This is a genomic window from Polaromonas sp. CG_9.11 (assembly GCF_015752225.1).
GTDB lineage: Bacteria > Pseudomonadota > Gammaproteobacteria > Burkholderiales > Burkholderiaceae_C > Polaromonas.
In genome coordinates this window covers 68,897-83,594 of the sequence record NZ_JADOVE010000013.1, presented here as the reverse complement: position 1 = coordinate 83,594, position 14,698 = coordinate 68,897, and the positions used below count along the sequence as shown (strand labels likewise).

Below are 14,698 nucleotides of genomic sequence, written 5' to 3'. Positions count from 1 at the left end.
ATTCTAGGAGCTAGGAAAGCCGGTAGGTTTCCAGGTGAATGCTGGTTTCGGTGTTGCTGATGCCCTTGAGCAGGCGGATGCGTTCAAGCACTTTGGCCAGGTCCTGCAGGTTTTCGGCGCGCAGTTCAGCCAGCAGGTCCCAGCGGCCATTGGTGTCGTGCAGCGTGGCCACGCCGGGCTCGCCCAGCAGGCTGGCGATGACAGTGCGCGTCTGGTTGCCCTCGACCGCAATGCTCATCCAGGCTTTGATTTCGTTGCGCGGCACATCGGGCCTGAGGCGCACGGTGTAGCCCACGATGACGCGGTCGTCTTCCAGCCGCCGGATGCGGTTGGTGACCGTGCCGCGCGATACGCCCAGCCGGGCGGCCAGCGCGGCCACGGGCAGGCGCGCATCCTGGCGCAACAGGGCAATGAGTTGGTGGTCGGTTTCATCCATTCAGGCATCCTAGCCTGTCATAACGTCAATAAACTGGCTATTTACCAGCATTGTTGACACTTGTTATTGATTCGCGGCTGAAACACACTGGCTGTCATCTTTGTAAAACAATGCGAGACACTTATGAACACCACCGCCACCACCAGCCTGAGCACCCTGTTTTTAAGCCCGCAGGATGTGGCGGGCATCGTCAGCCGCCAGGGTATGGTCCAGACGCTGCAAGGCATGGCCGACTGCATTCGCCAGGATTTTTTGCGCTGGCAAAGTTTTGACAAGTCGGCCCGCCTGGCCAGCCATTCGCCCGGCGGCGTGATCGAACTCATGCCGATTGCCGATGCCCACACCTACACCTTCAAATACGTCAACGGCCATCCGAAAAACACCGCGCTCGGCCTGTCCACCGTGATGGCGTTCGGCGTGCTGGCGGATGTGGCAACCGGCGTGCCGCTGCTGGTCAGCGAACTGACTCTGACCACCGCCCTGCGCACGGCCGCCACCTCGGCGCTGGCAGCGCGCGCGCTGGCCCGGCCTGGCAGCCGCGTGATGGCGCTGATTGGCAATGGCGCGCAAAGCGAGTTCCAGGCACTGGCGTTTCACCACCTGCTGGGCATTGAGGAAATCAATTTGTACGACCTCGACGCCGCTGCCACCGCCAAGCTGATGCGCAACCTGCAGGCCAACCCCGACACGGCAGGCCTGCGCCTGCGGGCCTGCGGCAGCACCGCCGAAGCCGTGCGGGAGGCCGACATCGTGACCACCGTGACCGCCGACAAGACCCATGCCACCATCATCACGGCCGGCATGCTCAAGCCGGGCACGCACCTCAATGCGGTTGGCGGCGACTGCCCGGGCAAAACCGAAATCCATGCCGATGTGATGACGGCCGCCAAGGTGTTTGTCGAGTACGAACCGCAAACCCGCCGGGAAGGCGATTTGCAGCAGATGGCGCAGGACTTTGCCGTGACCGAGTTGTGGCAGGTGCTGTCGGGCGAAAAGACGGGGCGTGACAGCGCAGCGCAGATCACGATGTTCGACTCGGTCGGCTTTGCGCTTGAGGATTTCTCGGCGTTGCGGTATCTTCACGACACCGCGCAGGCGCTGGCGGCAGGCAGCACCATTTCCCTGATTCCGCGACTGGACGACCCGAAGAACCTTTACCAGCTGGTCAGGCCGGCTTTTTCTGCTGAACCGTTGGAGAATCCTCCTTCAGACCCGCTCAATGCGTCCGCCGCTTCTGCTCACCCCGTGATCCCGGCTGACGAAAAGCCGGTTGCAGTGGCATGACTCCAGCTCTCCAACACCGAATCGACACCCACATGACACGACACATCCGACTCATAGGCGCACCCACCGATGTTGGCGCGGGCACGCGCGGCGCCTCCATGGGCCCAGAGGCCTTTCGCGTTGCCGGACTGCAACCGACACTGGAAGGCCACGGCCTGCGCGTCACCGACTGGGGCAACGTCAGCGGACCGGCCAACCCGTGGCAGGCCCCCGTCAGCGGCTACCGTCACCTGGGCGAGGTAGCCGCCTGGAACCAGGCGGTGCATGAGGCAGTGCATGCCGCGCTGGGCGACGGCGAAATGCCCCTCCTGCTGGGGGGCGACCATTGCCTGGCCATTGGATCGATCAGCGCGGTGGCCCGTCATTGCCGCCAGTTGGGAAAAAACCTGCGCGTCTTGTGGCTGGACGCCCACACCGACTTCAACACCCATGAGCTGACGCCTACCGGCAACACGCACGGCATGCCGGTGGCGGTGCTGTGCGGCCACGGCCCGGCGGAGCTGACGGGAATTGGCGGCGTGACACCCGCCTTGCCGCCGTCGGCTTTTCGCCAGATCGGTATCCGCAGCGTGGACGAAGGGGAAAAACGTTTCGTCAGGCAATCGGGCATGGAGGTATTCGACATGCGCTGCATCGACGAAATCGGCATGAAGCGCACCATGGAAGCAGCGCTGGCCGGCATCGACGACAACACGCACCTGCATGTGAGCTTTGACGTGGATTTTCTGGACGCCAGCTTCGCGCCCGGCGTCGGCACCGCCGTCAAGGGCGGACCCACCTACCGCGAAGCCCAGCTGTGCATGGAAATGATCGCCGACACCGGCCGCATGGCATCGCTCGACGTGATGGAACTCAACCCGGCACTCGACGTGCGCAATGCCACCGCCGAAGTGGCGCTCGACCTGATCGAAAGCCTGTTCGGCAAAAGCACGCTGATGCGCCGGGGCTAAAACGAGATCGCCTGGCATATCCGGCGCGGCGCTCAAAGCTCGACAGATTGCCATTTGCTATTTTATTTATAGCTGCTTACTCATATCCAGCATGCGCAAAAGGCATATTCGATACTGAAAATTTTTTCTGATCAGAATATGCACCTCTCAAAGGCTGAAAACCAGCCAACACCAGCAGGGAAGGCAGAACCCGCTTTACCGTGCCGAAGGCTCAGCGGCCTATCAGGAGGCAGCGAACCAACAGCGGAAAGCGCAGGACGCTCATCCCCACCAGCAGGGGCCGCGGAACCGGCTTTGCCGGGCCGCAGGCGCAATAGCCCCCTCGGGGGGCAGCGACCCGCGCAGCGGCGGAGCGTGGGGGCCTAACTCACACACCAGGGCGCCGTGTCATGCGCCAGCCCCATCCACAAGGCCCAGCCAGAAGTGGCGGCCAACGCCAGCCCGGCCAGGCGAATGCCCCATTCACCAGTGCCGCCGCCACGCAGGCGCAGCAGCAGCCAGGGGCCGATCAGCAGGGACACGCTGCTGCCCAGGGCAAACAGCGCCATCGTCAGGGCGCCCTCCAGCGGACCGCCGCTCAGGGCCGCCACCAGCACCGCCGAGTAAAGCAGCCCGCACGGCATGAAGGCCCAGAGTGCGCCAATGGCCAGCGGCGCGCCCCGGCCCCAGGACGCATTGAACGCCCTGACCCGGCGCCACACGCTGCGCGCCGTGCTGTCGAGCCACACCGGCTGGCGCGCCAGCACGACCAGCATCAGGCCCATCATCATCACGGCGACATGAAACAGCGTCCACACCGGGCGCATGACCGCCGTCTGGGTGGTCAGCCACCCCAGGCCCTGCATGGATGCCGCGGCCACTGCACCGAGCAGCGAATAGCTGGCCAGCCGGCCGGCCTGGAAGGTCCAGAGGGCCGAGGTCTTGCGCGCACCGGCTGCGTTGCCAATGCCCGCGCAGGCAGCGCCGCACATGGCGATGCAGTGCGGCCCGCCGGCCAGTCCCATCAGTAATGCCGTCATGGCCAGCGAGGTATTCATGCAGCCGTTCTAGATGATCCGGGAAAACCTTGCCAGCGTACGGTCTGCCTGAAGGTAACGGTCAAACACCATCGCCACGCTGCGTACAAAATAGCAGCCCGTCGCCGTTACCAGAAGGCCGGTGTCACTGACCTCCACCAGGCCCTGCGCCTGCAGGCCGCAAAGCATTTCCAGCTCGGCGGCAAAATAGCGTTTGAAATCAATCAGGTAGCCCAGCTCAATCGACTCGAACTCCAGCTGGCCCTGGGACACCAGCGCCATGATGACGCTGCGCCGCACCAGGTCATCCCGAGACAGCGCCAGTCCCCGCACCACGGGCAGCCGCCCCTGCTGCAGGTCGTCGTAATACGCGTCCAGGGTCTTGGCGTTCTGGCTGTAGGTGGCGCCCACCTTGCCCATGGCGGAGACCCCCAGGCCGATCAGGTCGCCTTCAGGCTGGAAGCTGTACCCCTGGAAGTCGCGGTGCAGGCGGCCCTGGCGCTTGGCAACAGCGAGCGCATGGTCTGGCAGGGCAAAGTGGTCCATGCCGATATACACATATCCGGCAGCCTGAAAGGCCGAAAAAGAGTGCGACTGCATGAAAAGCTTGGCGCGGGCGTCGGGCAACCCGGCAGCATCAATCCGGCGTTGCGACTTGAAACGCTGGGGCAGATGGACATAGGCATACAGGGCAATGGAGTCCGGCCGCAGTTGCACGACCTGCGCCAAGGTGCGGTCAAACGATTCCGGCGTTTGTTGCGGCAGCCCATGAATCAGGTCCAGGTTGATGGACTGAAAACCAATCAGGCGCGCTGCTGCCATCAATGAAAAAAACTGTTCTGCGGGCTGGATGCGGTGAACCGCTTGTTGCACTGCCGGATCGAAATCCTGGACCCCGAAGCTCAGCCGGTTGAAGCCAAGTTCGGCCAGCGTGGCCAGGCGCGCGGCATCAACGGTCCGGGGATCGACTTCAATGGAATAGTCTCCACCCGATGCAATCCGGAAACTCCGCCGCAGCATGGCCATCAACTGGCGCAATTCACCATCATTTAAAAAGGTTGGACTGCCGCCGCCCAGATTCAGCCGGCTGAGTGCCTGACCCGTTCCCAGATGGGCGGCGTACAAATCAAGCTCGCGGCCAAGATAGTGCAGGTAGGTTTCACCGTGCGCATGCTGCCTGGTGATGATCTTGTGGCAGGCACAGTAGTAACAAAGCGATTCGCAGAAAGGGATGTGCACGTAAAGTGACAGCGGCAGCCGCATGGCGGCCGCACCGTTTCGGCGCTGCGCAAGGGCCTGCACCAGCTGTTCGGACGTGAAGGCTTCCACGAAGCGGTCTGCTGTCGGGTACGAGGTGTAACGGGGTCCCGGAACATCGAAACGGCGAAGCAATTCATGAGTGGGGATAGGCATACAATTGATCGCAAGTGCGTTCGTGACGGTTCCTTGAAACGCGCACCCTCGATTTTGGGGCAAGCACTGCCAATGTATCGTGAAGCCCGCATTGCTTGTTTGACCTATGTCAGCGGTCAGCCTGTCTGAAACCAGGCAACGAACCCTCATCAGGAGAATGTCATGTTTGAGGTCACACCAGAGTCCATGGGTACGGGCAAGCGCGGGGAAGTCGCAAGCGAGGACGGGCTCCAGCCCATCAACCCTCTCACCGTAAAAGTTGCCTGCTCGAATTGCAATCTTCGTGAACTCTGCATGCCCATGGGACTGAAAGCCGATGAGCTGGACAGGATTGAGGAAGTGGTCGCCGTACGCCGCAAGGTCAAGCGCGGAGGCCGTCTGTACAGCAACGGTGAAAAGTTCAGTTCCCTGTTTGCCATCCGCACCGGCTTTTTCAAAACCTGCATCACCACCGAAGACGGCCGCAACCAGGTCACCGGATTTCAGATGGCTGGCGAAATTATCGGGCTGGACGGCATTGTCAGGGAACACCACACCTGTGACGCCATCGCGCTGGAAGACGCTGAAGTATGCGTGATGCCGTTTGACCGCATTGAAGAGTTGTCACGGGAAGTTGTCTCCCTTCAACGCCATGTGCACAAGATCATGAGCCGCGAGATTGTTCGTGAACACGGCGTGATGTTGCTGCTGGGCAGCATGCGCGCCGAAGAGCGCCTGGCCGCCTTTTTATTGAACCTGGTCCAGCGGCTGCATGCCCGCGGCTTCTCGCAATCGGAGCTTCTGCTGCGCATGACGCGAGAAGAAATCGGCAGCTACCTGGGCCTGAAGCTGGAAACGGTCAGCCGGACTTTTTCAAAGTTTGTCGAAGACAAGATTATGGAAGTCAAGCAGCGCCATGTGCGCATCCTTGACACCGAAGCGCTCAAGCTGATCGTGAACAACAACCACAAGCCCTACTGAGACTGAAATTTGCCGGCAGATGGCTGACGGGTCGATGGTTCAATTGACCTTCACTTTTTTGGCGCCGTTTTCGGGCTGTCCCTCGGCAGACAATTCGCGACGATTCATTTCGTATGGCGACATGGCAAGCAGGACCGTCAAGGCACTCGACGCCATGGTCAGCCCCCAGAAGACAAAAAAAGCCAAGGTGTAGACGGCCTCGCGAGACAAGGCCAAGGGCTGCCCGAACCAATGCAGGCTTTGTGGATCGACAAAGGCAAACACGAACATTTCTGCCACGCCTGCCAGCAGGAAAGCAGGCCATGCAATCCACATCATTCTTTGAGCCCCCATAGAGTTCAAGTCCTTGTTGTCGTTTGAGGATTGGAAGGACTTGTCATTTGACGCGTGTTTCCTGAATTCATTTCAGTTCTCAAGGCTCGGCAGGCGCCGGGATGCCCGTGGCCGCATGATTTCGAGCCTGCATCGCTGGCGCCATGTTGGTGGACGATGCCTCCGGCTTCACGGCACTCGGCTGTGTTCCCTGGCCGTAGCTGGTCACCACAGGATCGGGAATCTTGATGGCCAGGTACAGGGTAATGAACGAGGCAACAACGACCACCGCAGGCCCTGCAAAAACCATCCATACATGCCCGAATTTCCACCAGGGTTGTCCGTATTCTTCGTTCATGACATTTCCATTGTTAAGTTAGCGGGGCACCAAAAAAACCGACTTCTCAACCACACGACCCGGCGAGTTGACCGCCTCGACTTCAAAATGGATCTCATGCGAGCCTGGACCGGCAGCCTCGTACGGCAATTGCAGGGTAACGGTGACCCCACGCGCCTGGGTCGCATCGACAGTGAATGTGCCTTCTGACGCCAGCACCAGGCCCGGCAAACCGGTGGCTGCGATGCGGTAGTGCTGGGTGGTTTCGGTCGCATTCATCACCTGCAGGCGGTAGACATTTTCAATCTTGCCACCACTCACGATACGCGCCAGCGAAGCACGGTCACGAATGACATCGACCTTGAATGGGGAGCGCAACGCCAGGCTGATGAACAAGGCGGCGGTCACGGCCAGCAAGATGGCCGTATAGACCAGCACCCTGGGACGCAATACACGGCGCAAAAGCTGCGATCTTCCCCAGCCCTGGACCACCGCATTCTGGGTCGAATAGCGAATCAGCCCGCGCGGGTAGTTCATTTTGTCCATCACGGTGTCGCATACGTCGATGCACGCCGCGCAACTGATGCATTCGTATTGCAGCCCTTTGCGGATATCGATCCCCGTCGGACAGACCTGGACACAAAGCGTGCAGTCGATGCAGGAACCCAGGTTCAGGGCAGCCGGATCAGCCTTTTTGGAACGGGAACCCCGGGGTTCGCCGCGCGCCTCGTCATAGGTCACGATCAAGGTGTCCTTGTCGAACATGGCGCTCTGAAAGCGGGCGTACGGGCACATGTACTTGCAGACCTGTTCACGCATGAACCCTGCATTGCCATAGGTGGCAAATCCATAAAAGAAAACCCAGAAGGTTTCCCATGGCCCCATGCCTGCGTTGATGAAACTGACGCCCAACTCCTTGATGGGCGTGAAATAACCGACAAAGGTAAACCCTGTCCACAGCGCCAGGGCCATCCACAAAAACTGCTTACTGGCCTTGCGTGCCAACTTGTTGACGGACATGGGACTTGCATCAAGTCGCAAACGTGCCGAACGATCGCCTTCGGTCACCTTTTCAAGCCAGAGAAAGATTTCGGTATAGACCGTTTGGGGACAGGCGTAGCCACACCACTGGCGACCGGCCACAGCCGTGAACAGAAACAGCCCCAACGCCGAAATGACCAGAATTCCCGACAGGTAAATGAAATCCTGCGGGTAAAGAACCAGTCCAAGAATATAGAAGCGCCGCGCTTCCAGATCGAACAATACAGCTTGGCGCTGGCCCCACTCCAGCCATGGGAGGCCATAGAAGACCAGCTGGGTGATAAAAACCATGGCCCAACGCCACTTTGAAAAAAATCCCGTGACGCTGCGTGGATAAATTTTCTTCTGGGCCTGGTAGATGCTGCCTGATTCGCCATGGCCGGTTGCTGACGCAGCCTGCAGCTGCTCTCCAGCCATCACCGCGATAGGAATGACTTTTCGGGGAGTCGGCTTTAAATTATCCACAGGGCATGCTCCATGCAAAACCCCAGTAGGGACCTTGCCGGGTAAAAAATCACTTCAGCGCTACTGCGCCTGGCTTGTTGGACAAGCTCCAGACATAAGATGCCAACACATGAATCTGGGATTCGGTGAGCTTGCCTTCTTGCGCTGGCATCTGGTTGACCTTGCCATTGTTGATCATGGCCACGATGGCGTTTTCACCCCACCCATGCAACCAGATATCGTCGGTGAGATTAGGCGCGCCGATGGCCTGGTTGCCTTTTCCATCCACGCCATGGCAAGCCGCGCAGGCGCCAAACTTGCTCTTTCCAAGGGAAGCCTTGACTGAATCGTGCGGACTGGCTGACAGGCTCAAAACATAATGCGCCACATTGCGTACGTCATCTGAAGACCCCACTGCGGCAGCCATGGGGGGCATGTTGCCGATGCGTCCCTTGACCAGTGTTTCGACAATCTTGTCAGGCGTGCCGCCATGCAGCCAGTCCTTGTCCGACAGATTGGGAAATCCCTTGCTGCCACGGGCATCCGATCCATGGCATTGCGAACAGTTGTTCATGAACAGGCGCTCGCCAATCGCCATGGCCTGGGGATCGCCTGCAACGTCTTCAGGCTTCATGCTGTTGAACCTGGCATACAGGGGCTCGACTTCCCTGTTGCCTTTGGCCACCTCAGTCTCGTACTGGCTGATGGCGCTCCAGCCAAACTTGCCGGCATAGTTGCCCAGGCCCGGGTACAGGGCAAGATAAGCCAGCGCAAAAATAACGGTGATGATGAACAGCCACACCCACCAGCGCGGCAGCGGGTTGTTCATCTCGCGCAGGTCGCCGTCCCACACGTGACCGGTGGTGTTGTCATTGGCCGTCATGGCTTTGGCCTTGCCGCTGAACCACAGCAGCAGCAAGCAGGCCAAGATGCCGACCAGCGAGATGCCCGTCACATAGAACGACCAGAAATTACTGGTGAAATCACTCATTTTTTTCTTCCTTGTCCGGTTTCCGGCCGCTGCACGCTTTCGTCTTGCGCAAAGGGCAGCTGGGCCGCCTCGTCAAAACCCTTGGCATTGCGGCTGGACCAGGCCCACGCGACGATGCCGATGAAAACGAGAAAAGTGGCCACCGTCACGATGGACCTGAGGGTGTTGATATCCATGGTCATGTGCCTTTGCCCGCTTATTTACGGTGAATGCCGAGCACCTGCAAATAGGCGATGACGGCTTCCATCTCGGTTTTTCCCTTGACATCCGTGGCCGCCGACGCGATTTGCGCATCTGTATAAGGCGTACCCACCGTGCGCAGTCCCTGCATGTGGGCCTTGATCGATACATCATCCACGATGCTTTTCGTCAGCCATGAATAGGCGGGCATGTTGGACTCGGGCACCAGGTCGCGTGGATTGTTCAGGTGAATCCGGTGCCATTCATCGCTGTACTTTCCGCCTACCCGCGCCAGATCGGGGCCGGTTCGCTTGCTGCCCCACTGGAATGGATGGTCATAGACGAACTCGCCCGCGACGGAATAAGGTCCGTAGCGCAGCGTTTCAGCGCGGAACGGGCGAATCATTTGCGAATGGCAGTTGTAGCAGCCTTCGCGCTGGTAAATGTCACGGCCGATCACCTGCAACGCGGTGTAGGGCTGCAGCCCTTTGATGGGCTCGGTCGTCGACTTCTGGAAAAACAGCGGAACGATCTCCACCAGGCCGCCGACAGCCAGCACCAGCAGAATCAGCACGATCATCAGGAAGTTGCTGGTCTCGACCTTCTCGTGAGAAAGACCGCCGCTCGATTTTTGGTTAGCCATGTTGTTGTTTTCCTCAAGCGTGGGCCACGGCCGCCGGAATGGTGACGGTGACGGAACGACCAGCCGTAGCAGTCTTGTAGGTATTCCAGAGCATGATCACCATGCCGCTCAGGTACAGCACGCCGCCCAGCAGACGCAATACATAGAAGGGGAACGTGGCCTTGACTGACTCGACGAAGGTGTAGGTCAGCGTGCCGTCGGTGTTGATAGCGCGCCACATCAGCCCCTGCATCACGCCGGCAATCCACATGGCGGCGATATAGATCACGATGCCGATGGTGGCGGTCCAGAAATGCACCTCGACCGCCTTCATGCTGTACATCTGCTTCTGGCCGAAAAGACGCGGAATCAGGTAGTACATGCTGCCGATGGTGATCAAGCCGACCCAGCCCAGGGCACCCGAGTGCACGTGTCCGATGGTCCAGTCGGTGTAGTGCGAGAGCGCATTGACCGTCTTGATGGACATCATCGGGCCTTCGAAGGTGCTCATGCCGTAGAAGGACAGCGACACGATCAGGAAACGCAGGATCGGGTCGTCGCGCAGCTTGTGCCAGGCGCCCGACAGCGTCATGATGCCGTTGATCATGCCGCCCCAGCTGGGTGCCAGCAAAATCAGCGAAAACACCATGCCGACCGACTGGGTCCAGTCTGGCAAGGCGGTGTAGTGCAGGTGGTGCGGGCCGGCCCACATGTAGGTGAAGATCAGTGCCCAGAAGTGGACGATCGACAGGCGGTAGGAATACACCGGACGCTCAGCCTGCTTGGGAATGAAGTAATACATCATGCCCAGGAAGCCAGCCGTCAGCAGGAAGCCCACGGCGTTGTGCCCGTACCACCACTGCACCATGGCGTCCTGCACGCCGGCATAGGCGGAGTAGGACTTCATGAAACCGACCGGAATGGCCGCGTTGTTGACCAGGTGCAACATGGCAATGGCAATGATGAACGCGCCATAGAACCAGTTGGCGACGTAGATGTGCCGGACCTTGCGGGTGCCGACCGTGCCGAAGAACACGAAGGCGTAGGCGACCCAGACCAGTGTGATCAGGATGTCGATGGGCCACTCGAGTTCAGCATATTCCTTGCCTTGGGTATAACCCAGCGGGAGGGACACGGCCGCAGCCACGATCACCACCTGCCAGCCCCAGAAGACGAACGCGGCCAGCTTGTCGGAAAACAGCCGCACCTGGCAGGTGCGCTGCACCACATACAGGGACGTGCCCATCAGCCCGCAGCAACCAAACGCAAAAATCACCGCGTTGGTGTGCAGCGGCCTCAATCGCCCATAGCTGAGCCAGGGAACGCCCGCAATGAGGTCTGGCCAGGCCAACTGTGCCGCGATGATCACGCCGACCAGCATGCCGACCACTCCCCAGACCACCGTCATGATGGCGAACTGGCGTACAACGGTGTCGTTGTAGGTCGTGGCCCGTGTATTGGCAAATGTCATTTTTACCTCTTCTTTACTTAGTAACCTCTCAAGGTTATCGCGATGTAACGAATTTGAGGTTGACCTGCGTCAATCATCTCGAAGAATGCGCTCGCCTTCGGCATCGATGTCTTCAAACTGGCCTCGGTAAATCGCCCAGGCCAGCCCGCCCAGGATAAAAAAAACCAGGATGACCGACAAGGGGATGAGTAAATAAAGGATGTCCATCAAAGGCTTTCCAGAGGTGCGGTGGCTGAGGACAGCCGCAGGGCGTTCAGCACGACCAGCAGCGAGCTGAGTGCCATGCCCATTCCCGCCAGCCATGCGGGCAGCCAGCCAGCCACGGCCAGTGGCACGCAGACGGCGTTGTAGACGGCTGCCCACCACAGATTCTGGCGAACAATGCCCAAGGTGCGCCGCGCCTGCGCCAAGGTCTGGGCCACCGTGCCCAGACGGTCCCCCAGTACCACCAGATCGGATTGGGCTTGCGCCAGAGGCACCGCCTGGCCGAAGGCAAACGACACATGGGCGCCGGCCAGAACCGGACCGTCGTTCAGTCCGTCGCCCACCATGGCGACATGGTGGCCCTGCGACTGCAGGTGGCGCAGAAAGACGAGCTTGTCCTGCGGCGTGCAGCCTCCCTGGCTGTTGTCGATGCCCGCTTGCCGGGCTACGCGGGCTGCAGATTCCGGCAAGTCGCCCGACAACAGGTAAACCTTGACGCCTTGGGCTGTCAGCGCCGCCACCGTGGCATAGGCGTCGGGACGCAGGTCTTCCTGCAGTTCAAAGGTGGCGACCCATCCCTTGTCGTCGCTCAGGCAGGCGTGCAGGGCGGTCGTGACAGGCGCGTCCACGTCGCAAAACCGGGCCGAACCCAGGCGTGCCGTGACAGCGGATGCTGCCGTGTCACCACGGCAAAGACGCCCTGACACACCCTGCCCGGCAGTTTCGCGGGCATCCTGCACCATCCACGCCCCGAGCGCCACGCCACCCTGCCCTGCCAATGACAACGCGCGCGATACCGGGTGCAAGGAATGCTTCGCCAGCGCCGCCGCCATGGCCAGGGCTTCTGCCCCGGAAATGCCCTGGCGCGTATGAACTTCTCCAAGCGCGAACGCGTCGCGGGTCAGGGTGCCGGTTTTGTCGAATACCACCGCATCCACGGCGGCCAGTGCTTCGAGTGCCTGCAAACGCCGGACCAGCACGCCGCTGCGCGCCAGCGAACCGGCGCTGGCGAGCATGGCGGCTGGCGTGGCCAGCGACAGCGCGCAGGGGCAGGTGACGATCAGGACCGCCACCGCCACCATCAGCGCATGGCCCGGGTCATGTGGCCACCAATAGGCGCCTGCCCCGCCTGCGGCCACCAGCACCAACAAAAGAAAGGGCTTGGCGATACGGTCAGCCAGCTGCGCCAGTTGCGGCTTGGAGGTCGAAGCGCTTTCCATGAGCGCGACGATTTGCGCAAACCGCGTCTGGCCGCCGGTGAGCTCGACCTTCACGACCACCGGTGCCGCAAGGTTGTGGCTGCCGGCGATCACGAACCCACCCTTGTCGCGTGGCAAAGGCCGCGATTCACCGGTCAGCAGCGACTCGTCGGCCAGTGTGCGGCCTTCCAGAATGACGCCATCCGCCGGAAAAGCCTCGCCCGGCAATACCCGGATCACGTCGCCTGCGCTGAGCCGCCGAACGGCCACGCGCTCGAAGACCCCGTCAGCGCCGCGCCGCTCGACGCTGTCGGGCAGGCGGTTCATGAGCGCTTCCAGCGCGCCTGCGGTTCGGTCGCGCAGGCGCAGCTCCAGCCAGCGACCGGTCAGCAGGAAAAAGACAAACATGGTGAACGAGTCGAAATACACCTCGGCGCCAAAAATCCCGCCGGGCTCGAACGTGCCCATGGAACTGACTGCAAAGGTGATGCCCATGCCCAGCGCCACCGGCAGGTCCATGCTGATGCGGCGGTGGCGCAGGTCACGCAGCGCATTGCGGAAAAAGGGCGCGCAGGAAAACAGCAGCACCGGCAAGGACAGCACCCACGAAGCCCAGCGCAGCAGCTGCGCCATGTCAGGCGCCAGGTCGCCCGCCTCGGCCACGTAGGCTGGCCAGGCGTACATCATCACCTGCATCATGCACAGGCCGGCCACGCCCAGCCGCCACAGCGCCTGGCGGGTTTCGACGCGCCGGCGGTCGTTGGCGAAGGCGTCGCTGGCCGGCACGGCCGGGTAACCGGCCCGGGCAGCAGCCTGCATCCAGCCTGATGGGCTGGTGCGGGTGTCGGACCAGACAATGCGGCCGCGGTGGCTGGCAGCGCTGATGTCGGCCGACAGCACGCCCGGCACCTTGCGCAGGGTGTCTTCGATCGTGAGGGCGCAGGCGGCGCAGTGCATGCCTTCAAACACCACGCTGGACTCCCAGCACGAAGGTTGCCCGGCCAGCGGGCGGCTGAAGGCCGACCATTCGTCAGGCTCATCCAGCATGGCCAGCGGTGTGCCACTGGCTGTTGAAGCGGGCAGTTCATCCGCTACATTGGACGAAGGCAGGGAAAGGGGTGACAAGCTGGCCGTTTGCATGGTCCACCAGCTTAGCGACTTTAAATCGCGATGTATTGACTTAGATCGACTTCAGAGCAATCAGCACGAAGGCTGGCCCGCATTCAGCGAATAGCGACGGGCCTGACCAGGCCCCGCCATGGCATGGCCAGCAGCCCTTGCTGGCTTACTCCAGGCTGGTCACTGCTGCCAGCCGGCGCATGACCTGCTGGACGACATCGCTCTGCATGTCGCGGTAAAGCAGCGCTTCCTCGGCCTCTTTCGCCAGCACGGCCGACTCGTTGAAGCTGATGTCGCGCTGCAGGGCAATTTCACTTGCCGGAATCAGCTCCCGACCCGCCAGGGTCCGCAAGCGGAATGAGAACAGCAGCCGCAACTGGAACTCGCGGACCTGGCCCGACGAGTTCAGGCTGAGCACCACCTTTTCACGCCGGTCCTGCAGGACTTCAAGCATCACCTGCGCCTCGCTGATTCGGCGTGCATCGGTGATCACCCTGACTTTGCCGGTGGCTTCCAGCGAGCGCCTGAGTTGCACGCCCAGCGGGGACGACTCCGGCAGGCCGCTGTACAGCGTCGAGAACGCAAAATTCGGCGCCTTGCGCAACGCAAAACCGCAGCCGTTCAAGCTGACCAGCGTCAGCGAGGCGGCGGAAGCTGCAAAAACCAGAAAAGCGCGTCGCTGCATGGGTTGGCCTTGATGAATGTTGACGGAAACGCTG

16 protein-coding genes are annotated in these 14,698 nt (G+C 61.0%); 3 read left to right on the top strand and 13 right to left on the bottom strand.

Annotated features, from left to right (window positions below; all coding sequences use genetic code 11):
* Window positions 1-10: 10 nt before the first annotated feature.
* Entirely contained in the window at window positions 11-436 is a 426-nt protein-coding gene (locus IWX85_RS12230; RefSeq protein ID WP_036808285.1) for an Lrp/AsnC family transcriptional regulator, read from the bottom strand.
* Between the two features lie 123 nt (window positions 437-559).
* Between IWX85_RS12230 and IWX85_RS12225 the strand changes: the two genes are divergently transcribed.
* Both IWX85_RS12225 and rocF read left to right on the top strand, forming a co-directional pair.
* Window positions 560-1,720 carry an ornithine cyclodeaminase gene (locus IWX85_RS12225; RefSeq protein ID WP_196869905.1) on the top strand — a complete coding sequence of 387 codons (1,161 nt, stop codon included), beginning with the start codon at window positions 560-562 and terminating at the stop codon, window positions 1,718-1,720.
* A 32-nt stretch (window positions 1,721-1,752) separates the two neighbouring features.
* Window positions 1,753-2,670, top strand: coding sequence for an arginase (rocF, locus tag IWX85_RS12220; RefSeq protein ID WP_036808283.1), 918 nt, complete (start codon window positions 1,753-1,755; stop codon window positions 2,668-2,670).
* 362 nt (window positions 2,671-3,032) lie between these two features.
* Here the strand turns inward: rocF and IWX85_RS12215 are convergent, their stop codons facing one another.
* Together IWX85_RS12215 and hemN are read right to left on the bottom strand one after the other, a co-directional pair.
* Window positions 3,033-3,707 (bottom strand): sulfite exporter TauE/SafE family protein, encoded by a 675-nt coding sequence (locus IWX85_RS12215; protein ID WP_196869904.1) that lies wholly within the window; start codon window positions 3,705-3,707, stop codon window positions 3,033-3,035.
* Between the two features lie 9 nt (window positions 3,708-3,716).
* Window positions 3,717-5,099, bottom strand: coding sequence for an oxygen-independent coproporphyrinogen III oxidase (gene hemN / locus IWX85_RS12210; protein ID WP_196869903.1), 1,383 nt, complete (start codon window positions 5,097-5,099; stop codon window positions 3,717-3,719).
* 237 nt (window positions 5,100-5,336) lie between these two features.
* Here hemN and fnr point away from each other — a divergent pair, with 237 nt between their 5' ends.
* Window positions 5,337-6,059, top strand: a complete 723-nt coding sequence (gene fnr / locus IWX85_RS12205) for a fumarate/nitrate reduction transcriptional regulator Fnr (RefSeq protein ID WP_196869942.1) — start codon at window positions 5,337-5,339, stop codon at window positions 6,057-6,059.
* A 39-nt stretch (window positions 6,060-6,098) separates the two neighbouring features.
* On the opposite strand, the gene IWX85_RS12200 is transcribed toward fnr, so the two are convergent.
* The 10 genes from IWX85_RS12200 to lptE form a co-directional block, all read right to left on the bottom strand.
* Entirely contained in the window at window positions 6,099-6,392 is a 294-nt protein-coding gene (locus IWX85_RS12200; RefSeq protein WP_036808276.1) for a hypothetical protein, read from the bottom strand.
* A 79-nt stretch (window positions 6,393-6,471) separates the two neighbouring features.
* Entirely contained in the window at window positions 6,472-6,729 is a 258-nt protein-coding gene (locus IWX85_RS12195; RefSeq protein ID WP_196869902.1) for a FixH family protein, read from the bottom strand.
* Window positions 6,730-6,747: 18 nt separating this feature from the next.
* On the bottom strand, window positions 6,748-8,166 hold the full coding sequence (ccoG, locus tag IWX85_RS12190; protein WP_196869901.1) for a cytochrome c oxidase accessory protein CcoG: 1,419 nt from the start codon (window positions 8,164-8,166) through the stop codon (window positions 6,748-6,750).
* A gap of 97 nt (window positions 8,167-8,263) precedes the next feature.
* Complete coding sequence (gene ccoP, locus IWX85_RS12185) at window positions 8,264-9,184, bottom strand: cytochrome-c oxidase, cbb3-type subunit III (protein WP_036808267.1); 921 nt, start codon at window positions 9,182-9,184, stop codon at window positions 8,264-8,266.
* On the bottom strand, window positions 9,181-9,360 hold the full coding sequence (locus IWX85_RS12180) for a cbb3-type cytochrome c oxidase subunit 3 (protein WP_304609501.1): 180 nt from the start codon (window positions 9,358-9,360) through the stop codon (window positions 9,181-9,183). The genes ccoP and IWX85_RS12180 overlap by 4 nt, the downstream gene beginning before the upstream one ends.
* 20 nt (window positions 9,361-9,380) lie before the next feature.
* On the bottom strand, window positions 9,381-10,007 hold the full coding sequence (ccoO, locus tag IWX85_RS12175) for a cytochrome-c oxidase, cbb3-type subunit II (protein WP_196869900.1): 627 nt from the start codon (window positions 10,005-10,007) through the stop codon (window positions 9,381-9,383).
* A 13-nt stretch (window positions 10,008-10,020) separates the two neighbouring features.
* Window positions 10,021-11,457, bottom strand: coding sequence for a cytochrome-c oxidase, cbb3-type subunit I (ccoN, locus tag IWX85_RS12170; protein ID WP_036808258.1), 1,437 nt, complete (start codon window positions 11,455-11,457; stop codon window positions 10,021-10,023).
* A gap of 69 nt (window positions 11,458-11,526) precedes the next feature.
* A complete protein-coding gene (ccoS, locus tag IWX85_RS12165; protein WP_036808255.1) occupies window positions 11,527-11,664 on the bottom strand; it encodes a cbb3-type cytochrome oxidase assembly protein CcoS in 138 nt (45 codons plus the stop codon).
* Window positions 11,664-14,000 (bottom strand): cation-translocating P-type ATPase, encoded by a 2,337-nt coding sequence (locus IWX85_RS12160; RefSeq protein ID WP_196869899.1) that lies wholly within the window; start codon window positions 13,998-14,000, stop codon window positions 11,664-11,666. The genes ccoS and IWX85_RS12160 overlap by 1 nt, the downstream gene beginning before the upstream one ends.
* Before the next feature lie 145 nt (window positions 14,001-14,145).
* The gene (gene lptE / locus IWX85_RS12155) at window positions 14,146-14,664 is read right to left on the bottom strand and encodes an LPS assembly lipoprotein LptE (protein WP_196869898.1); all 519 of its coding nucleotides are present in this window, start codon (window positions 14,662-14,664) and stop codon (window positions 14,146-14,148) included.
* Between the last annotated feature and the right edge of the window lie 34 nt (window positions 14,665-14,698).